Annotated in this window: 15 protein-coding genes and 1 riboswitch; of the genes, 13 read left to right on the forward strand and 2 right to left on the reverse strand. The window is 71.3% G+C overall.

The features are described 5' to 3' along the window. Positions 1-105 precede the first annotated feature (105 nt). Positions 106-2313 carry an MMPL family transporter gene (locus ACWCP0_RS22370; RefSeq protein ID WP_451080558.1) on the reverse strand — a complete coding sequence of 736 codons (2208 nt, stop codon included), beginning with the start codon at positions 2311-2313 and terminating at the stop codon, positions 106-108. 94 nt (positions 2314-2407) lie between these two features. Between ACWCP0_RS22370 and ACWCP0_RS22375 the strand changes: the two genes are divergently transcribed. From ACWCP0_RS22375 to ACWCP0_RS22430, 12 genes are all read left to right on the forward strand, one after another. After that, positions 2408-3112 carry a TetR/AcrR family transcriptional regulator gene (locus ACWCP0_RS22375; RefSeq protein WP_451080559.1) on the forward strand — a complete coding sequence of 235 codons (705 nt, stop codon included), beginning with the start codon at positions 2408-2410 and terminating at the stop codon, positions 3110-3112. Positions 3113-3493: 381 nt separating this feature from the next. Next, positions 3494-4459, forward strand: coding sequence for a squalene synthase HpnC (gene hpnC / locus ACWCP0_RS22380; RefSeq protein ID WP_451080560.1), 966 nt, complete (start codon positions 3494-3496; stop codon positions 4457-4459). Between the two features lie 8 nt (positions 4460-4467). Beyond that, the gene (hpnD, locus tag ACWCP0_RS22385; RefSeq protein WP_451080561.1) at positions 4468-5406 is read left to right on the forward strand and encodes a presqualene diphosphate synthase HpnD; all 939 of its coding nucleotides are present in this window, start codon (positions 4468-4470) and stop codon (positions 5404-5406) included. 244 nt (positions 5407-5650) lie between these two features. Further along, a complete protein-coding gene (gene hpnE / locus ACWCP0_RS22390) occupies positions 5651-7087 on the forward strand; it encodes a hydroxysqualene dehydroxylase HpnE (protein ID WP_451080562.1) in 1437 nt (478 codons plus the stop codon). A 104-nt stretch (positions 7088-7191) separates the two neighbouring features. After that, positions 7192-8184 (forward strand): polyprenyl synthetase family protein, encoded by a 993-nt coding sequence (locus ACWCP0_RS22395; RefSeq protein WP_451080600.1) that lies wholly within the window; start codon positions 7192-7194, stop codon positions 8182-8184. A 170-nt stretch (positions 8185-8354) separates the two neighbouring features. Continuing rightward, positions 8355-10355 (forward strand): squalene--hopene cyclase, encoded by a 2001-nt coding sequence (gene shc, locus ACWCP0_RS22400; protein ID WP_451080563.1) that lies wholly within the window; start codon positions 8355-8357, stop codon positions 10353-10355. Continuing rightward, the gene (locus tag ACWCP0_RS22405; RefSeq protein WP_451080564.1) at positions 10356-11036 is read left to right on the forward strand and encodes a phosphorylase family protein; all 681 of its coding nucleotides are present in this window, start codon (positions 10356-10358) and stop codon (positions 11034-11036) included. A 5-nt stretch (positions 11037-11041) separates the two neighbouring features. Beyond that, entirely contained in the window at positions 11042-12064 is a 1023-nt protein-coding gene (hpnH, locus tag ACWCP0_RS22410) for an adenosyl-hopene transferase HpnH (RefSeq protein WP_451080565.1), read from the forward strand. Between the two features lie 73 nt (positions 12065-12137). Next, complete coding sequence (dxs, locus tag ACWCP0_RS22415) at positions 12138-14039, forward strand: 1-deoxy-D-xylulose-5-phosphate synthase (RefSeq protein WP_451080566.1); 1902 nt, start codon at positions 12138-12140, stop codon at positions 14037-14039. Further along, on the forward strand, positions 14036-15421 hold the full coding sequence (locus ACWCP0_RS22420) for an aspartate aminotransferase family protein (protein ID WP_451080567.1): 1386 nt from the start codon (positions 14036-14038) through the stop codon (positions 15419-15421). The genes dxs and ACWCP0_RS22420 overlap by 4 nt, the downstream gene beginning before the upstream one ends. Before the next feature lie 307 nt (positions 15422-15728). Continuing rightward, positions 15729-16346: a helix-turn-helix domain-containing protein gene (locus ACWCP0_RS22425; protein WP_451080568.1), complete on the forward strand. Its 618-nt coding sequence runs from the start codon at positions 15729-15731 to the stop codon at positions 16344-16346. Further along, positions 16343-16498, forward strand: a complete 156-nt coding sequence (locus ACWCP0_RS22430; RefSeq protein WP_451080601.1) for a DUF6126 family protein — start codon at positions 16343-16345, stop codon at positions 16496-16498. Before ACWCP0_RS22425 ends, ACWCP0_RS22430 begins: the two co-directional genes overlap by 4 nt. A gap of 60 nt (positions 16499-16558) precedes the next feature. On the opposite strand, the gene ACWCP0_RS22435 is transcribed toward ACWCP0_RS22430, so the two are convergent. Then, positions 16559-17374, reverse strand: coding sequence for a tyrosine-protein phosphatase (locus ACWCP0_RS22435; RefSeq protein WP_451080569.1), 816 nt, complete (start codon positions 17372-17374; stop codon positions 16559-16561). Between the two features lie 169 nt (positions 17375-17543). Between ACWCP0_RS22435 and ACWCP0_RS22440 the strand changes: the two genes are divergently transcribed. Next, the gene (locus ACWCP0_RS22440) at positions 17544-19646 is read left to right on the forward strand and encodes an alpha-galactosidase (protein ID WP_451080570.1); all 2103 of its coding nucleotides are present in this window, start codon (positions 17544-17546) and stop codon (positions 19644-19646) included. A 331-nt stretch (positions 19647-19977) separates the two neighbouring features. Continuing rightward, a riboswitch (cyclic di-AMP (ydaO/yuaA leader) is annotated at positions 19978-20135 on the forward strand. Position 20136: the final 1 nt, after the last annotated feature.

The raw sequence follows: 20136 nt of genomic DNA on the forward strand, positions 1-20136 counted from the left end.
CGGCGACGACTCGGCGACCACTCGGCGCAGTCGCCGCGTGGTCGCCGCCGGGGCCCGGCCCCACGACCCAGGCGCGGGGCGCGGACCCGCAGGCCGCCGCCGCTGTCAGACGCCCACCGGCGTTCGCGCCTCCTCCGCGGGGGGCGCCTCGCGCAGCCCCACCCGCGCGTGGAGCCTGCGCAGCGGCCTCGGCGCGTACCAGGCCTGCCGCCCCAGCAGCCGCATCGCCGCGGGCACGAGCACCCCGCGCACTGCGATCGCGTCGATGACGATGGCCAGCCCGCTGCCGAGTCCGAACATCTGCAGGAAGCTGATGTTGCTGGTGCCGAAGGCGAAGAAGCTCACGGCGAGCAGCCCGGCGGCCATGCTGACGATCCGTCCGGTGTGCGACAGGCCCGCCGTCACCGTCGTCGTACGGTCCGCCCCGGCGTCGTGCAGCTCCTTCATCCGGCTGGTCACGAAGACCTCGTAGTCCATCGAGAGACCGAACGCGACGCAGAAGAGCAGCACGGTCATCGAGGTGTCCAGCGGCATCGGTGTGAAGCCGAGGACTGAGGCGAGATGGCCGTCCTGGAAGATCCACACCATCGCGCCGACGGCCGCGGACAGGCTGATCAGGTTCAGCAGCAGCGCCCGCAGCGGCTGCACGACGCTGCCGGTGAAGAGGAAGAGCAGGACGAAGGTCGACACCGCGATCATGCCGATGGCGAGCGGCAGCCGGTCGGAGATGGCGGCCTTGGAGTCGACCAGCCGCGCGTCGTCGCCGCCGACCAGGGCATCCGTGCCGGCAGGCGCGGGCACGGCACGGATGTCGTGGACGAGATCCTGGGCCGCGTCCGACTTCGGCGTGAGCGAGGTGACGACGACCAGGCGCTGGGCGTCGGGGCGGCCGAGTGCCGCGTTCTGCGGGGTGGCGTCCCCGCTCGCGCCGTCCGTGTACGTGCCGCTGCTCGCGTCGACGCGGACGACGCCGTCGAGCCGGGACAGCTCGGTCGCGTACGCGGCGAGCGGCCCGGACGCGACGGGCCCCGTCGTGACGACCTGCACGGAACCGGTGTCGTCGCCGGCGAAGTCCCGCTGGACGGTGGCCGCGACCTGGCGGCTCGCCGCGGTCTCGGGGAGCACCCGCTCGTCCGGCGTGCCGAAGCCGACGCCCAGCAGCGGGCTCGCGACCACCAGCAGGACCGCGAGCACGGGGAGCGCGGTCAGGGCGGGCCTGCGCATGACGGCGCCGGCGAGGCGTCCCCAGAAGGGCGCGTCGGGCCGCCGCGCCGATGCCGCCCACGGCAGCCGGCCCTTGTTCAACCGGTGTCCGAGGAGCACCAGCAGCGGCGGTACGACCAAGAGGGCGGCGAGCACCGCGATCACGACGACGCCGATGCCCGCGTACGCGAAGGAGCGCAGGAAGAACGGCGGGAAGACGAGCAGCGCGGCGAGGGCGGCTGCCACGGTGGCGGCCGAGAACACGATGGTCCTGCCCGCCGTGCGGACGGTCGTCACCACCGCGTCCTCGACCTCGTCACCGGCCGCGAGCTGCTCGCGGAAGCGGCTCACCAGCAGCAGGGCGTAGTCGATGCCGAGGCCGAGCCCGAGCGCGGTGGTGAGGTTGACCGAGAACACCGACACCTCGGTGAGCGACCCGAGGACGAAGAGCTCGGCGAAGGTCCCGACGATCGCGATCAGTCCGACGACCAGCGGCAGGAGCGCCGCGAGCAGGCTGCCGAAGGCGAGCACGAGCAGCACGAGAGTCACAGGGACGGCGATGGCCTCGGCGACCGCGAGGTCCGTACCGACCTGCGAGGTGACCTCGTTGCCGATGGCCGCTTGGCCGCCGGCCCGCACCGAGACCCCGCCCCGGTCGCCCGCGTAGGTGTCGGTCAGTTTCTTCGCTCGGTCCGCGCGTTCGTCCTCCGTGCCGGTGACATGGGCCGCGACGAGTGCCTGGTCGCCGTCCTCGGATGCGAGCTGCGGGCTCTCGGCGTCCCAGTACGAGACCACATTGGTCACCGTGGGATCGTTCCTGAGCCCTTCGGCGATGGCGCGCCCGCGCTTCTCGACGGCGGGGGACGACAGGCCCCCGGCAGCCGGGCCGCCGGACGAGATCAGGAAGACGAGGTCGGTCTCACCGCCGAACCGCTTGTCGATGAGGGCCTGCGCCCGTGTCGACGGCGCATCGGGGTCGTCGAATCCGCCCCCGAGCAGTTTGCCGAATGCCCCGGTCCCGAGCACGGCCATGACGGCGACTACGGCCGCGGCGAGTACGAGTACGAGGCGCGCGCGGCGCAGTGAGAGCGCGGCGATCCTGGTCAGCATGGGCCTCCCCCTTGTGTTTCCGCCGATGTTTACGGCGTTAACCAGGACTGTCCCAGGGGATGTTTATGCTGTCAACATCGGGCAGGATGACGTCATGGCAAGCACTCACGGGACGACGAGCGGCAAGACCGGCTACCACCACGGCGACCTGCGCAATGCGCTGATCGCCGCCGCGGTCGACCTGGCGACCGAAGGGGGCCCGGAGAAGGTCGTCCTGCGTGAGGCGGCCCGGCGCGTCGGCGTGTCGCCGACGGCCGCGTACCGCCACTTCGACGGCCAGGGTGACCTGCTGCACGCGGTGAAGGTCCACGGCCAGGTGGCGCTCGCCGAGTCGATGAAGCGTGCCGCCGCCCAGGTGTCCGCGTCCGGGGATCCCGGGGAGGTGGCCGAGCGGCGGATCGCCGCCATGGGCCGGGGCTACCTCGGCTTCGCCCTCGCCCAGCCCGGCCTCTACCGGTCCGCCTTCTGCAGCCCCAAGCACTCCGACGGCCCGGACGAGGCGTGGGACGGACTGGTCCCGGTGGGTTCCGGTCCGGAGTACGGCGCGTTCGTGCTGCTCACCGAGGCGCTCGACCAGCTCGTCGCCACCGGCCGGATGCCGGCCGGTGACCGCCCGGCCGCCGAGATCGCCGCGTGGTCGACCGTCCACGGCCTGTCGATGCTGCTCCTCGACGGCCCGCTGAACCGGCTGTCGGCCGAGGAGTGCGACGCCCTGATCGACCGGACCGTCGCGACGATCGCCGCCGGTCTGACGGCGCCGCGGCCCGCCCTCCGGCCCGCTTCGTCGTCCGAGTCCTGAATCGCCGGATGGGTGTGCCGGCGGGCACGAGTGCGCGGAGTGAGAGTCAAGCCGCGGTTCGTCTGCTGTCAAGCAACCGTCAAGTCCTGTGTCGTTTGGGGAGGTTGGCGTTGGATCGCATTGTTCTCGTAATGCGCGCAACACCCCGGCACGGTCCTGGGCGTTGTACAACGTAAGCTGTACCGGTGCTGATTCACGGCAAGTGGGGCGATACCCCCTAGGTTTCCCGCCCGCCGGGGCGGTTCCCCACCGGGAAAGACCGGCGGCGTGTCCGAAATAGGATGTATTGGGTCGGCAGTGTAGAACGGGAGACGTGACGGCTATGACGGAAAATCTCCAGCTCCGCGTGTGTAGTGCCGTCCCCGCGCCGGGCAGTCTGCAGTGACAGGTACCCGGCAGGTGCGCCCCGACGCCTCCACGCGCACCACACTCGACAAGGCTGCCGACGAGAACTTTCCGGTGGCCCCCTTCTTCCTGCCGCGTGCCTGGCGCCACGACCTCATGGCCGTGTACGGCTACGCCCGCCTCGTCGACGACATCGGCGACGGCGACCTCGTGCCCGGCGGTGCCGACGCGCGCCATCTCGGCCTCGATGCCGCGCAGGCCGACGACCGGCTCGTGATGCTCGACGCCTTCGAGGCCGACCTGCGACGCGTCTTCGCCGCCGCCGCCGACGACGCCCACGCGGACGGCAGCGGCGAGGGCGACGGCGACCGTGACACCCCGCGCCATCCGTTGCTCAGCGCCCTCGTCCCGACCGTGCGCCGCTGCTCGCTCACCCCCGAGCCGTTCCTCGGCCTGATCGAGGCCAACCGCCAGGACCAGCTCGTCGGCCGCTACGAGACGTACGACGACCTCGTCGCGTACTGCGAGCTCTCCGCCAACCCCGTCGGCCGCCTCGTCCTCGGGATCACCGGTACCACCACCCCCGAGCGCGTGGGCCTCTCCGACGCGATCTGCACGGCACTCCAGATCGTCGAGCACCTCCAGGACATCCCGGAGGACCTGGCCCGCGACCGGATCTACCTCCCGGCCGAGGACATGAGGCGGTTCCAGGTCACCGAGGCCGACCTGGCGGCGCCGATCGGGGGCGCATCGGTGCGCGCCCTGGTTGCGTACGAGGCCGAACGCGCCCGGCGCCTGCTGGATGAAGGCACTCCCCTGGTGGGTAGCGTCCACGGCAGGCTCAGACTGCTGCTCGCCGGGTTCGTGGCCGGAGGGCGCGCCGCCCTCGACGCGATCGCGGCCGCCGGACACGACGTACTCCCCGGCCCGCCCAAACCCACCGGGTCACGACTCATCCGCGAAGTGGGAGCTGTCTTGCGTAGAGCCGGTAGAGAGGGGTGAGCCGGAGCATGGAGGGACAGACACACATGTCCGCGCCGGTGCAGGCCGCGTACAGCTACTGCGAGGCCGTCACGGGACAGCAGGCCCGCAACTTCGCGTACGGCATCCGGCTGCTGCCCGCGGACAAGCGGCAGGCCATGTCGGCGCTCTACGCCTTCTCGCGGCGCGTCGACGACATCGGCGACGGCGCCCTCGCCGAGGACGCCAAGCGCGACCGGCTCGAGGCGACCCGTGAGCTCCTCGGCAGGATCCGCGACGACGAGGTCGACGAGGACGACACCGACCCGGTCGCGGTCGCGCTCGCGGACGCGGCGCGCCGTTTCCCGATCCCGCTCGACGGACTCGACGAACTGATCGACGGCGTCCTCATGGACGTCCGCGGCGAGGCCTATGAGACCTGGGACGACCTCAAGGTCTACTGCCGGTGTGTCGCGGGTGCCATCGGCCGGCTCTCGCTCGGCGTGTTCGGCACGCTGCCGGGCGCGCGGGGCGCCGACCGCGCCCCCGAGTACGCCGACACGCTCGGCCTCGCCCTCCAGCTCACCAACATCCTCAGGGACGTCCGCGAGGACGCGGCCAACAGCCGCACGTACCTGCCGGCCGACGACCTCGCCAAGTTCGGCTGCTCCGAGGGCTTCCACCGCGCCGGCCCGCCGTCCGGGGCCGACTTCACCGGCCTCGTCCACTTCGAAGTCCGGCGCGCCCGGGGCCTGTTCGCCGAGGGCTACCGGCTGCTGCCCATGCTCGACCGGCGCAGCGGAGCCTGCGTCGCCGCCATGGCCGGGATCTACCGGCGTCTCCTCGACCGTATCGAGCGCGATCCCGAGGCCGTGCTGCGCGGCCGTGTCTCGCTGCCCGGCCGGGAGAAGGCGTACGTCGCCGTCCGCGGCCTCTCCGGGCTCGACGCCCGGCACGTCTCCCGACAGTCCGTCAGGAGGCGTGCCTGATGCGCCCTCTCACGTCCGGTCGGTACAGGCACGCGCGTCACCGGCAGGCAACCCTCCGCGACGGCGCTGCGTCCCTGACTGCGACGACCGGGGTGGGCACGCCCACGAGCGGTTCGCGAGCAGTCGTTCCGCAGGGCCGCGGGCATCTCCCGGGCGAAGCTCTGGAGGAGCGTGACGCCGTCGCCGGGCGCCGGCGCCCGGCCGCCGGCCCGTGCACGGGCACGCCGGCGGGGAGGGAGGGCTCATGACGCACGACGGCACGACGTCCGAACGGCACGCGGTCGTCGTCGGCGGCGGACTCGCCGGAGTCACCGCTGCCCTCCGGCTCGCCGACTCGGGGCTGCGCGTCACCCTCGTCGAGAACCGGCCGCGCCTCGGCGGCCTCGCCTTCTCCTTCCGGCGGGGCGACCTGACCGTCGACAACGGCCAGCACGTCTATCTGCGCTGCTGCACCGCCTACCGCTGGTTCCTCGACCGTGTCGACGGCGCACATCTGGCCCCGCTGCAGCCCCGCCTCGACGTCCCCGTGGTCGACGTCGCCCACCCGAAGGGGCCGCGGCTCGGCCGGCTGCGCCGCACCGCGCTGCCCGTGCCGCTGCATCTCGCCGGCAGCCTGGCCACGTATCCGCATCTCTCCCTCGCCGAGCGGGCGGCCGTCGGGCGTGCCGCGCTCGCGCTCAAGGGACTCGACCCCGCCGACCCCGCCCTCGACGGCGTCGACTTCGCCACCTGGCTGGGCCGCCACGGCCAGTCCCGGCGCGCCGTCGAAGCCCTCTGGGACCTCGTCGGCGTCGCCACGCTCAACGCCACCGCGCCGAACGCCTCGATGAGCCTGGCCGCGATGGTCTTCAAGACCGGACTGCTCTCCGAGCCCGGTGCCGCGGACATCGGCTGGGCGCACGTACCGCTCGGCGACCTCCACGACACGCTGGCCCGCAAGGCCCTCGACTCCGCCGGGGTCCGCACCGAACTGCGCACCCGCGTCAGCGCCGTCACCCGCACCGGCGACGGCCGCTGGAACGTCACGGCGGGCGCCGAGCGGCTCGACGCGGACGCCGTCGTCCTCGCCGTACCGCAGCGCGAAACGCATGCCCTGCTGCCCGACGGCGCGCTGGAGAACCCGGACCGGCTCCTCGACATCGGCACCGCGCCGATCCTCAACATCCATGTGGTCTACGACCGCACGGTGCTGCGCCGGCCGTTCTTCGCCGCGCTGGGCACCCCTGTCCAGTGGGTCTTCGACCGCACCGATGCCTCCGGGCTGCTGAGGGGCGGGCCCGAAGGGCCCTCGAGCAAGGGCGGTGGCGGGCGACGGGTGGGACAGTATCTGGCCCTGTCCCAGTCGGCCGCCGAGGACGAGATCGACACGCCCGTCAACGTACTGCGCGAGCGCTACCTCCCGGAGCTGGAGCGGCTGCTGCCCGCGACACGCCGAGCGGAGGTACGGGACTTCTTCGTCACCCGGGAGCGTACGGCCACGTTCGCCCCCACCCCCGGCGTGGGCAGGCTCCGGCCCGCCGCGCGCACCCGTGCACCCGGCCTGTACCTTGCCGGATCGTGGACCGCCACCGGCTGGCCCGCGACCATGGAGGGTGCCGTGCGCAGCGGCTTGACCGCCGCCGGAGCCGCGCTCACCGCCCTCGGCCGTCCCCATGCACATCCGCTCAAGGAGGCGGCATGAGAACTGAGTCTGGAACCAGAGGAGAGAAAGTGCCGACTGCGCCTTCGGCGAACCCGGCTGTCGACATCGCGGACGTCACCGCGCTGCTCGAACGCGGGCGGACCATGTCCACCCCGGTGCTGCGTGCTGCCGTGGACCGGCTCGCGCCGCCCATGGACACCGTCGCCGCCTACCACTTCGGCTGGATCGACGCCCAGGGCCGCCCCGCGGAGGGCGACGGCGGCAAGGCCGTACGCCCGGCGCTGGCGCTGCTGTCCGCGGAAGCCGCCGGTGCCGCCCCCGAGATCGGCATCCCCGGCGCCGTCGCGGTCGAGCTGGTGCACAACTTCTCGCTGCTCCACGACGACCTGATGGACGGCGACGAGCAGCGCCGCCACCGCGACACGGTGTGGAAGGTGCACGGCCCGGCCCAGGCGATCCTCGTCGGTGACGCGCTGTTCGCGCTCGCCAACGAGATTCTGCTGGAGCTCGGCACCGTCGAGGCCGGACGCGCGACACGCCGCCTCACCACCGCGACGCGCAAGCTCATCGACGGACAGGCCCAGGACATCTCCTTCGAGCACCGCGAGCGGGTCACCGTCGAGGAGTGCCTGGAGATGGAGGGCAACAAGACGGGCGCGCTGCTCGCCTGCGCCGTGTCCATCGGCGCGGTGCTCGGCGGCGCCGACGACCGCACCGCCGACACGCTGGAGGCGTACGGCTACCACCTCGGGCTCGCCTTCCAGGCCGTGGACGACCTCCTCGGCATCTGGGGCGACCCCGACTCGACGGGCAAGCAGACCTGGAGCGACCTGCGCCAGCGCAAGAAGTCACTACCGGTCGTCGCCGCGCTCGCCGCGGGTGGTCCCGCCTCCGAGCGGCTCGGCGAGCTGCTCGCGGCCGACGCCAAGAGCAATGACTTCGACAGCTTCTCTGAGGAGGAGTTCGCCACCAGGGCGGCCCTGATCGAGGAGGCCGGGGGCCGTGAGTGGACCTCCCAGGAGGCCCGCAGGCAGCACGCCGTCGCGGTCGGGGCACTGGACCGTGTCGAGATGCCCGAGCATGTCCGGGCTCAGCTCGTTGCGGTCGCCGACTTCGTCGTCGTACGCAAGAGGTGACCACCGTCGTGGCGCGGCGGCCGGTCACGCCGTACGGACGAGATGATCATGCCTCGGAGATGATCACGAGCAACCGCATATGAGCTCGCAGTCGCCGGCCGGTGCCCTTCCCGGCACCGGCCGACGGCAGACCCGCAGCAGCAGAGTTCCGACTGCACGAAGGGGAAGCCATGACAGCGACGACCGACGGAAGCACAGGGGCCCCGGGACCCCGCGCAGCCGCGGCCAGCGAACCGACCGACACACCTCCCGCCCCACCTCCCACGGGGGGTGACACCCGTTCAGCCGCCGAACGCGCGGCACAGCGCTCCATCGGGTTTCTGCTCGCACACCAGGACCCCCAAGGCTGGTGGAAGGGCGACCTCGAGACCAACGTCACGATGGACGCGGAAGATCTGCTGCTGCGTCAGTTCCTCGGCATCCAGGACGAGAAGACCACGCACGCCGCCGCCCTCTTCATCCGCGGCGAACAGCGCGACGACGGCACCTGGGCCACCTTCTACGGCGGCCCCGGCGAGCTCTCCACCACGATCGAGGCCTATGTCGCGCTGCGCCTCGCGGGAGACCGGCCCGAGGACCCGCACATGTCCCGCGCCGCCGACTGGATCCGCGCGCAGGGCGGCATCGCCGCGAGCCGGGTCTTCACCCGCATCTGGCTCGCGCTCTTCGGCTGGTGGAAGTGGGACGACCTGCCCGAGCTGCCGCCCGAACTGATCTATCTGCCCTCGTGGTTCCCGCTCAACATCTACGACTTCGGCTGCTGGGCGCGGCAGACCATCGTGCCGCTCACCATCGTCTCCGCGAAGCGGCCCGTCCGTCCCGCACCCTTCGCGCTCGACGAGCTCCACAAGGACGCACGCCACCCGAACCCGCCCGGGCCCCTTGCCCCGGCGGCCAGTTGGGACGGCATCTTCCAGCGTCTCGACAAGGCGCTCCACCGCTACCACAAGGTCGCCCCGCGCCCGCTGCGCCGCGCGGCCATGAGCAGCGCGGCACGCTGGATCGTCGAGCGTCAGGAGAACGACGGCTGCTGGGGCGGCATCCAGCCGCCGGCCGTCTACTCGATCATCGCCCTGCATCTGCTCGGCTACGACCTCCAGCACCCGGTGATGCGGGCCGGCCTGGAGTCGCTGGACCGTTTCGCCGTCTGGCGCGACGACGGGGCCAGGATGATCGAGGCCTGCCAGTCACCGGTCTGGGACACCTGCCTCGCCACCATCGCGCTCGCCGACGCCGGACTGCCCGCCGACCACCCCGCGCTGGTCAGGGCGGCCGACTGGATGCTCGGCGAAGAGATCGTCAAGAAGGGTGACTGGGCCGTGCGCAGGCCCCGGCTCGCCCCCGGCGGCTGGGCGTTCGAGTTCCACAACGACAACTACCCCGACATCGACGACACCGCCGAGGTCATCCTCGCGCTGCGCCGGGTGCGGCATCCCGACCCCTCACACGTCGAGGCCGCGATCGCGCGGGCCGGCAACTGGACGCTCGGGATGCAGTCGAAGAACGGCGCCTGGGGCGCCTTCGACGCCGACAACACCAGCCGGTTCCCCAACCGGCTGCCGTTCTGCGACTTCGGCGAGGTGATCGACCCGCCGTCCGCCGACGTCACCGCCCACGTCGTCGAGATGCTCGCCCACGAGGGCAGGTCCCACCAACCCCGTACGCGCAGGGGAGTCGAGTGGCTGCTCGCCGAACAGGAACCGAACGGCGCCTGGTTCGGACGCTGGGGCGTCAACTACGTCTACGGAACCGGCTCGGTGGTACCGGCCCTGACTGCCGCAGGACTGCCCACCGCGCACCCCGCGATCCGGCGCGCCGCCCGCTGGCTCGAAGCCGTGCAGAACGACGACGGGGGCTGGGGCGAGGACCTGCGCTCCTACCGGGACGCGTCCGCGATCGGCCACGGCGCCTCCACCGCGTCCCAGACCGCGTGGGCGCTGCTGGCCCTGCTCGCGGCAGGGGAGCGGGACGGGAAGGCGGTCGAGCGGGGCATCGCCTACCTCGCCGAGACGCAGCGCGAGGACGGCTCCTGGGACGAGCCGTACTTCACCGGCACCGGCTTCCCGTGGGACTTCTCCATCAACTACCACCTGTACCGGCAGGTCTTCCCGCTCACGGCCCTCGGCCGCTATGTGCACGGTGAGCCCTTCGCCGACCGGAACGGGGGCTGAGTGGACGCTCCCACGGAGCCGTCCGGCGCCACCGGACCGTCCGGCCCCACCACGCCGCCGCTGCTGATCGCCTGCGCGCTCGGCATCGAGCAGCTCGCCCTGCGCGGCGGCGGGCGCGGCCGCGGCGGCGCGCCGGGCCCGGTGACCGTGCTCCGTACGGGCATGGGCCCCCACAACGCCCGGCGTGCCGTCGCACACGCCCTCCGCGACGACCGCCGGGCCGGCGCGGCGGTCATCGCGGCCGGCTTCTGCGCAGGACTCGCCCCGGGCATGCACCCCGGCGACCTGGTGGTGGCCGACGAGACCCGCGGCCCCTGGGGCGCCACGCCCTGCACCGGCACGGAGCTGCTCGTGCGCGAGCTGGCGCGGACGGTGCCGGGGCGTACGGTCCACACCGGCCCGCTCACCGGCTCCGACCATGTCGTACGCGGCCACGAGCGGGCCGAGCTGGCCGCCACCGGAGCGATCGCTGTGGACATGGAGTCCGCCGCCACGCTGCACTGCGCCCTGAGCGCGGGGCGACGCCCGGTTGCGGCCGTCCGGGTGGTCGTCGACGCTCCTGAGCATGAACTGGTCCGCATTGGCACGGTGCGCGGTGGAATATCAGCCTTCCGCGTTCTCCGTGCCGTCCTTCCGTCTTTCTACGAATGGCACCGTTCTTTGCTGCTCCCCAGGAGGTGAGCCAGATGGCCATGCCGCTCCGCCAGACCATCAAAATCGGGACCTATCTCATTGAACAGAAGCTCCGCAGGCGCGAGAAGTTCCCGCTGATCGTGGAGCTGGAGCCGTTGTTCGCGTGCAATCTGAAGTGCGAGGGCTGCGGAAAGATCCAGCACCCGGCGGGAGTCCTGAAGCAGCGCATGCCGGTCGCGCAGGCCGTGGGTGCGGTTCTGGAGTCCGGGGCCCCGATGGTCTCCATCGCGGGCGGCGAGCCACTGATGCACCCTCAGATCGACGAAATCGTGCGCCAGTTGGTGGCGCGGAAGAAGTACGTCTTCCTCTGCACCAACGCCCTGCTGATGCGCAAGAAGATGGACCAGTTCAGTCCGTCGCCCTATTTCGCCTTCGCGGTCCACATCGACGGGCTGCGTGAGCGCCACGACGAGTCGGTCGCCAAGGAGGGCGTGTTCGACGAGGCGGTGGAGGCCATCAAGGAGGCCAAGCAGCACGGCTTCCGGGTCACCACCAACTCCACCTTCTTCAACACCGACACCCCGCAGACCGTCATCGAGGTGCTGAACTACCTCAACGACGACCTCAAGGTCGACGAGATGATGATCTCGCCCGCGTACGCCTACGAGAAGGCGCCCGACCAGGAGCACTTCCTCGGTGTCGAGCAGACCCGCGAACTGTTCAGGAAGGCCTTCGCCGACGGCAACCGGCGGCGCTGGCGGCTGAACCACTCGCCCCTCTTCCTGGACTTCCTGGAGGGCAAGGTCGACTTCCCGTGCACGGCGTGGGCGATCCCGAACTACTCGCTCTTCGGCTGGCAGCGGCCCTGCTACCTGATGAGCGACGGATACGTTCCCACGTACAAGGAGCTCGTCGAGGAGACCGACTGGAGCAAGTACGGCCGCGGCAAGGACCCGCGCTGCGCGAACTGCATGGCGCACTGCGGCTACGAGCCGACGGCCGTGCTCGCCACCATGGGCTCCCTCAAGGAGTCGCTGCGTGCCGCCAGGGACACGGTGACCGGAAATAGCGGATGAGGAGGGGCCGGCGGGCGGCTCCCTGCCGCCCGCCGTCGCCGTGAGACGAACAGATCAGAGAGGGGGCCCGAACGTGACCGTTCTGGAGAACATCCGTGGGCCGCGCGATCTCAAGGCGCTGCACGAAGCAGAACTCGACGAACTGGCCGAGGACATCAGGGAGTTCCTGATCCATGCGGTGGCCAGGACCGGAGGCCATCTGGGGCCCAATCTCGGCGTGGTGGAGCTCTCCATCGCACTCCACCGGGTCTTCGACTCGCCGGTCGACCGGATCCTGTGGGACACCGGGCACCAGAGCTACGTCCACAAGCTCCTCACCGGCCGGCAGGACTTCTCCAAGCTGCGCGGCAAGGGCGGCCTGTCCGGATACCCGTCCCGCGAGGAGTCCGAGCACGACGTCATCGAGAACTCCCACGCCTCCACCGTCCTCGGCTGGGCGGACGGGCTCGCCAAGGCCCACCAGGTCCTCGGCCGAACCGACCACGTCGTCGCGGTCATCGGTGACGGTGCACTGACCGGCGGCATGGCCTGGGAGGCGCTCAACAACATCGCGGACGCCAAGGACCGCCCGCTGATCATCGTCGTCAACGACAACGAGCGCTCCTACGCCCCGACGATCGGCGGCCTCGCCAACCACCTCGCGACCCTGCGTACCACCGACGGCTACGAGCGCTTCCTCGCCTGGGGCAAGGACGTCCTCCAGCACACACCCGTCGTCGGCCGACCGCTGTACGAGTCGCTGCACGGCGCGAAGAAGGGCTTCAAGGACGCCTTCGCCCCGCAGGGCATGTTCGAGGACCTGGGGCTGAAGTACGTCGGCCCCATAGACGGCCACGACATCGCGGCCGTCGAGTCGGCGCTGCGCCGGGCCAAACGCTTCCACGGTCCGGTGCTGGTGCACTGCCTGACGCAGAAGGGCCGCGGCTACCAGCCGGCGCTGGAGGACGAGGCCGACCGCTTCCACAGCGTGGGCGTGATGGACCCGCTGACCTGCGAGCCGCTGGTGCCCGCCGGCGGCCCGTCCTGGACCTCGGTGTTCGGGGACGAGATCGCCGCGATCGGGGCGGAGCGGCCCGACGTGGTGGCGATCACCGCGGCCATGCTGCACCCGGTCGGGCTGACGAAGTTCGCCGAGCGCTTTCCCGACCGCGTCTGGGACGTCGGCATCGCCGAGCAGCACGGCGCGGTCTCGGCCGCGGGCCTCGCCACCGGCGGCGTCCATCCCGTCTTCGCGGTCTACGCGACGTTCCTCAACCGTGCCTTCGACCAGGTGCTGATGGATGTGGCACTGCACAAGTGCGGTGTCACATTCGTCCTCGACCGGGCCGGTGTCACCGGCACCGACGGCGCGTCCCACAACGGCATGTGGGACATGTCGATCCTCCAGGTCGTCCCCGGCCTCAGGATCGCCGCCCCGCGCGACGCCGACCAGCTGCGGGCCCAGCTCCGCGAGGCCGTCGACGTGACCGACGCGCCGACCGTGCTGCGCTTTCCCAAGGAGGCGGCCGGCGAGCCGGTCCCGGCGCTCGGGCGGGTCGGCGGCATGGACGTCCTGCACCGCGGCGACGACGCCGAGGTACTGATCGTCTCCGTCGGAGCGCTCGCGTCCGTGTGCCTGCAGGCCGCCGATCTGCTGGAGGCCCGCGGACTGCGCTGCACCGTCGTCGACCCGCGCTGGGTCAAGCCCGTCGACGAGCAGCTCGCACCGCTCGCCGAACGGCATCGCCTGGTCGCGGTCGTCGAGGACAACAGCAGGGCGGGCGGCGTCGGCTCTGCGGTCGGACAGGCGCTGCAGGACGCCGACGTGGACGTACCGCTGCGCACCTTCGGTATCCCCGAGCAGTTCCTCCCGCACGCGAAGCGGGGCGAGGTGCTGGCGGACATCGGGCTGACACCGGTGGAGATCGCCGGACGGATCAGCGCCGCGCTGGCGCGCCGCACGCAGACCGTCGAGACCGAGGAGTACGGCCCATGAGCAAGGAGTTCGACCTCGGGCGGCTGCTCGCGGAGCGCGGCGGCGAACGGTACGAGCTGCACGCACGGCATCTCAACCACCAGCTGCCGCGGATGCTCCACACCATCGGCTTCGACAAGGTGTACGAGCGGGCCGAGGGCGCGCACTTCTGGGACGCCGACGGCAACGACTACCTCGACATGCTCGCCGGCTTCGGGGTCATGGGCCTCGGCCGCCACCACCCCGTCGTCCGCAAGGCGCTGCACGACGTCCTCGACGCCTCGCTCGCCGACCTCACCCGTTTCGACTGCGCACCGCTGCCCGGACTGCTCGCCGAGAAGCTCCTGGCCCACAGCCCGCACCTGGACCGGGTCTTCTTCGGGAACAGCGGTACTGAGGCGGTCGAGACGGCCCTCAAGTTCGCCCGGTACGCGACCGGGAAGCCCCGGATCCTGTACTGCGCCCACGCCTTCCACGGGCTCACCACCGGCTCGCTCTCGGTCAACGGCGAGGCAGGCTTCCGCGACGGCTTCGCCCCGCTGCTGCCGGACACCGCGATCGAGCTCGGCGATCTCGCCGCACTGGAGCGCGAGCTGAAGCGCGGCGATGTGGCGGGCTTCGTCGTGGAGCCCATTCAGGGCAAGGGTGTGCACGAGGCCCCGCCCGGATTCCTCGGCGCGGCCCAGGAGCTGCTGCACCGCCACAAGGCGCTGCTCATCGCCGACGAGGTGCAGACCGGCCTCGGCAGGACCGGCGACTTCTACGCGTACCAGCACGAGGACGGCGTCGAGCCCGATCTGGTGTGTGTCGCGAAGGCGCTCTCGGGCGGCTATGTGCCCGTCGGCGCGACCCTCGGCAAGGACTGGATCTTCAAGAAGGTCTACTCGTCGATGGACCGGGTGCTGGTGCACTCGGCCAGCTTCGGCTCCAACGCGCAGGCGATGGCCGCCGGGCTCGCCGTCCTCTCCGTGATCGAGGATGAGCAGGTGGTCGTCAACGCACGGGCGACCGGGGATCTGCTGCGAAGGCGGCTCGCGGCGCTCGTCGACCGCTACGAGCTGCTGCGGGAGGTCCGCGGGCGCGGGCTGATGGTCGGGATCGAGTTCGGCAGGCCGTCGTCCCTGAAGCTGCGCAGCCGCTGGACCATGCTGCAGGCTGCCCGCAAGGGACTCTTCGCGCAGATGGTGGTCGTACCGCTGCTGCAGAAGCACCGCATCCTCACCCAGGTCTCCGGCGACCATCTGGAAGTGATCAAGCTCATTCCGCCACTGATCATCGGAGAGGCGGACGTCGACCGTTTCGTCGAGGCCTTCACGGCCGTGATGGACGACGCGCACGGCGGCAGTGGGCTGATGTGGGACTTCGGCAAGACGCTCGTGAAGCAGGCCGTCGCCAACCGCTGAGCCTCGCGGGCCGTTCTCGGCGGCGGCCCGCTTCCGGCCGGTCGCTTCGGGCGGCCCGGCTGCTGCCGCCGGCGCCTGCGTGGCGCCCGCGGCCCTTGACCGCCGTCCCCGATCCGGCCGCCGCGTCGCGTCCCCCGCCCATCGAGGCGGCGGCGTTCGGGGGCGGGCAGCAGCGGGCGTGGACGCGGGTGCGGCGGGGGTGCACCAGCGCCCCGCCGCCTGAGCGGCGGCGCAAGCGGCACTTCCGGTCCTTTGCCTTTGGGGCAATAGATTTGCCTCAGAGGAAAAGTGCTGATGCAATGAAGGCATGAGCCTTCCCAGCGGACACCAGGCAGGCGGGCCGGTGGGGCAGTCTGCGGACGAGCTGCCCGACGTCGCGCCCCGGCTGCGCGAACTGCGCCGCCGCCGCAGCCTCACCCTGGAGGCCGCGGCGCAACGGGCGGGCCTCTCGCCCGCCCATCTCTCCCGGCTGGAGACCGGCAACCGGCAACCGTCGCTGCCGATGCTCCTCGCCCTCGCCAGGACCTACGGTACGACGGTTTCCGACCTCCTCGGCGAGTCGGCACCGGAGCGCGACGCGATCATCCGGGGCGGCGAGATGGGCCCGGCGGAGGCCGACGGCTGGACGTACCGGCAGGCCGGTGGCCGTGGGCGGGCCATGCAGGCCCTGCGCGTGCGTGTGCCCTACGGGAGCCAGGGCGCCCTGGTCCGGGTCCATCCCGGCGAGGAGTGGCTGTACGTGCTGGAAGGCCGGCTGCGGCTCGGCCTCGGCGACACCGTGCACGAGCTCGAATCCGGGGACAGCGCCCACTTCGACTCGCTCACCCCGCACCGGATCGCCGCCGCCACGCGCGGCGGCGCCGAGCTGCTGTTCGTCCACACCCTGCTGCAGAGCCCCGACCCGCACGCACACCCGCACGCCTGAGGAGACCCGTCACGCAGGGGTCGTCGAGCCAGGAGGCGAACCAGGGGCAGAAGTTCCCCGTCGGGCTGATCGTCCGGCTCTTCGCGTATCTGGTGGCAGGCCACATCTTCGCGGCCTTCCTCTGTCTGCTGTTCACCGTCGGGGCCGAGTGACCCCGACCGTGGTCCGGAGAGCCGGTCCGGAGAGCCGGTCCGCAGACTCGGCCGGGAGACTCAGACCGAGCCGTCCAGCAGCCGCTCGCGCAGGCGCTCACGCGTCTCGGGCGAGATCCCGAGGCCCTCGGCGAAGTAGCGCTCGGTTCCGCCCCAGGTCTCCTCGATCGTCTCGAAAGCCGCCGCAAGATAGTCGGCCCGGGCGTCGAAGAGCGGGCTGAGGAGCTCCATGACCTCGGGCGACATCCCGGCGGGGGAGGTGTCGCTGCGGCGCACCTTGTAGCGGCGGTGGGGGTCGTTGGACTTGAGGTAGTCGGCCTCGATGGCGTCCCGCTCGACGCCCACCGCCAGCAGCGAGATGGCGATCGACAGTCCCGCGCGGTCCTTGCCCGCCGCGCAGTGCATCAGCGCCGGGACGCTGTCATCCGCCAGCGCGTGCAGCACCCGGCTGTGCTCCGCCGTGCGCTCCTTGATGATCATGCGGTAGGAGGCGGACATCCGGTCGGCCGCCTTGCCGTCCGCGAGGATCGACCTGAGCTGCTCGAGGTCGCCGTCGCGGACCATCTTCCAGAATTCGGCGCCGTCGGCAGGGTCGCTGAGCGGGATGTTCACGTTCCGCACGCCGGGCAGCTCGACGTCGAGGCCCTCCAGCTTGTGGTCCGCGGCGTTGCGGAAGTCGAAGATCGTATGGAGCCCGAGCGAGGCGAGGAAGGTGGCGTCGCTCTCGGTGGCGTGCGCGAGGTGGCCGCTGCGGAAGAGCCGTCCGTACTGCACGCGTCGCCCGTCGACGGTAGGCAGTCCGCCCACGTCCCTGAAGTTGCGCACCCCTGCGAGCTCGGGTTCGGTCGACGGGGTCTGGGGCAGCTGCTGCGTCACGGGGGCTCCTCCGTGTCTGCGGTCGGCACTGCTCGCCGACGATGGCGCGCTCCCGACCCTACGACATCGATTCCTCAGGCAATCATCTCGGTTGCGGCGCCAAGACCGTTGCCTCCAGGGACGGTTCCGGTCGATGATGTGCGGACCTGTGTGGATCTGGGGGGTTGCGGTGATCCAGTCGGTCGGTGAGGGGCGCATCTGGCTTCTGTCCGGGCGTACGGGCAGCTACGCGCTGCACGTCACCGACCGCGACGAGCTGCTGCATCTGCACTGGGGACCCCGGATCGGACCGGCCGACGCCGAGGCGCTCGCGGCCCGGCCCCTCCCGCCCTACTGGCCGTTCGAGTCACAGCTCGACGGGCACGAGGAGTACCCGGTCGAGGGCGGCCCCCGCTTCGTACGGCCCGCCCTCTCCGTACGCACGCAGGAGGTGCGCGGCACCGAGTGGCGCTTCGACGACGCCCAGGCGGACGGTGACGAGCTGCGGCTGCGCTTCGTTGACCCGCTGCACGGTCTCGCGCTGACCCTCCACTACCGGATGCGGGACGACTCCGACGTGATCGAGCGCTGGGTCACGGTGGCCCATGCCGGCCAGGGAGCGGCGCTGGAGCTGCTGCGCGCCGACGCCGCCGTGTGGACACTGCCGGGTCGCGACCGGCGCCGGCTCTCGCAGCTGCACGGCCGCTGGGCGGCCGAGTCCCTTCTCGTGCGGTCGGAGCTCACGTACGGCGAGAAGGTGCTCGGGTCGCGTCGCGGGCACACCGGGCACCAGCACCTGCCCTGGGTCGCCGTCGACGACGGTGAGGCCACGGAGGAGACGGGCGAGGTGTACGGCTGTGCGCTCGGCTGGTCGGGATCATGGCGGATCGCCGTCCAGCACCTGCCCGACGGCCGGGTGCAGATCAACGGCGGAGCCGGATACGACGACTCCGGGCTGCTGCTCCTCGCGCCGGGCGAATCATATATTTCGCCCGTATTTGCCGGACTTTGGACGGATGGTGGCTTCGGCGCGGCAAGCCGCGCCTGGCATTCCTGGCAGCTCGCCCATGTCATTCCGGACGCGCGGGCTTCCCGGCCGGTCCTCTACAACTCCTGGGAGGCCACCGGCTTCGACATCTCGGAGGAGCAGCAGCGGGCCCTGGCGCGCCGGGCGGCCGGGATCGGGGTCGAGCTCTTCGTCGTGGACGACGCCTGGTTCGGGCGGCGCACCAGCGACCGGGCCGGGCTCGGCGACTGGACGCCGAATCCGGACCGCTTCCCGCAGGGGCTGAAGCCGCTCGCCGACGAAGTGCACGCGCTGGGCATGCAGTTCGGGATCTGGGTCGAGCCGGAGATGGTCAACGCCGACAGCGATCTCCACCGCGCCCACCCCGAGTGGATCCAGCACCGTCCGGGCCGGGCCCGGACCGAATTCCGCAACCAGCTGGTGCTGAACCTCGCCCGCCAGGACGTCCAGGACCACCTCTGGGAACAGCTGGACGGGCTGCTGGCCTCGGCCCCCATCGACTACGTGAAGTGGGACTTCAACCGCTGCTTCACGGATGCCGGCTGGCCGGGGGAGCCGTACCCCCAGAGGCTCTGGGTCGAGCACGTCGAGGCGCTCTACTCCCTGCTGGACCGGCTGCGGGCGGCGCACCCGGCCGTCGCCTTCGAGTCCTGCTCGGGCGGCGGTGGCCGGATCGACCTGGGGATACTCTCCCGTACCGATCAGGTCTGGACCTCCGACAACACCGATCCGCTGGACCGGCTGGCCATCCAGCACGGCTTCTCGCAGCTGCATCCGGCCCGGGTCATGGCCGCCTGGGTGACGGACAGCCCGAATGTGCAGCTCAACGGCAGGATCAGCTCCCTGCGGTTCCGTTTCGTCAGCGCGATGGCCGGGGTGCTGGGCATCGGCGGCGACCTCGCGCGGTGGAGTGAGGACGAGCTGACCGAGGCCCGCGGCTGGGTGGACCTCTATAAGAAGATCAGGCCGGTCGTGCAGCACGGCGAGCTCCACCGGCTGCGCCCGCCGGAGGGCGGGCTGAGCGCTGTGCAGTACGTGCGCGGCGACGAGGTCATCGTCCTGGCCTGGCTCGAGGCGCAGCGCCACGGGGAGCGGCCGCCCGCGCTCAGGCTGTGCGGGCTCGACCCGGCGGCGGCGTACGAGTGTCTGGACACGGAGACCGTCCACCGGGGTGCGGTGCTGCTGCATCACGGAATGGACACGGGGCTGCGCGGTGATCGCGACGCGGTGGTGCTCCGGCTGAGGCGCAGGTCCGGCCGGATCTGACCCTTCCGCCCTTACGGGCACATCTAGTGGGATTCATGCCTATTGGGGCTTCTGTCCGTATTGAGGCCTTTAGTGGAACACGCCCCGGTTACAAGGGGGATGGGCTCCGTTGCGTGAGCGGGATCATATTCGTGACGTTCTGTTGTCGTGTCCCGCAATCAATTGCCTTTGTCCGCAAGGCAATCACAGATCCGTAATCGACGGAGGGTGACCGGGAATTCCCTGTTGTCGCTACCTGGGTGAATGCCGGGTTAATGAGGTGGCTTGTTCCCGTCGACCGGCTCCCTTAAGTTCGCCGCAATCCGGTCGGACCGCCTAATCCTGCCGCCGACCGGAATACGCACCCACCCCCACGCGTGGCAGGAGCGGGGGACCCAGGTAGAACGCCGACCGGAGTTCCGGACGGCTAGGGGTCAAGCCGCACACCTCGCGGCCGGGCGTCTCCAGCCCGCACCCGACAGCTCACCTCGTAGGCGCCGGAGAGGAATTC

It is taken from the genome of Streptomyces sp. NPDC001970, from assembly GCF_053594115.1.

Excerpts from the sequence above, each read along its gene's own strand:
- ACWCP0_RS22395 (WP_451080600.1), top strand. The coding sequence starts at position 7,192 with ATGTCCACCCCGGTGCTGCGTGCTGCCGTGGACCGGCTCGCGCCGCCC.
- ACWCP0_RS22420 (WP_451080567.1), top strand. The coding sequence starts at position 14,036 with ATGAGCAAGGAGTTCGACCTCGGGCGGCTGCTCGCGGAGCGCGGCGGC.
- ACWCP0_RS22375 (WP_451080559.1), top strand. The coding sequence starts at position 2,408 with ATGGCAAGCACTCACGGGACGACGAGCGGCAAGACCGGCTACCACCAC.
- hpnD (WP_451080561.1), top strand. The coding sequence starts at position 4,468 with ATGGAGGGACAGACACACATGTCCGCGCCGGTGCAGGCCGCGTACAGC.
- hpnE (WP_451080562.1), top strand. The coding sequence starts at position 5,651 with ATGACGCACGACGGCACGACGTCCGAACGGCACGCGGTCGTCGTCGGC.
- hpnH (WP_451080565.1), top strand. The coding sequence starts at position 11,042 with ATGGCCATGCCGCTCCGCCAGACCATCAAAATCGGGACCTATCTCATT.
- shc (WP_451080563.1), top strand. The coding sequence starts at position 8,355 with ATGACAGCGACGACCGACGGAAGCACAGGGGCCCCGGGACCCCGCGCA.
- ACWCP0_RS22425 (WP_451080568.1), top strand. The coding sequence starts at position 15,729 with ATGAGCCTTCCCAGCGGACACCAGGCAGGCGGGCCGGTGGGGCAGTCT.
- ACWCP0_RS22370 (WP_451080558.1), bottom strand. The coding sequence starts at position 2,313 with ATGCTGACCAGGATCGCCGCGCTCTCACTGCGCCGCGCGCGCCTCGTA.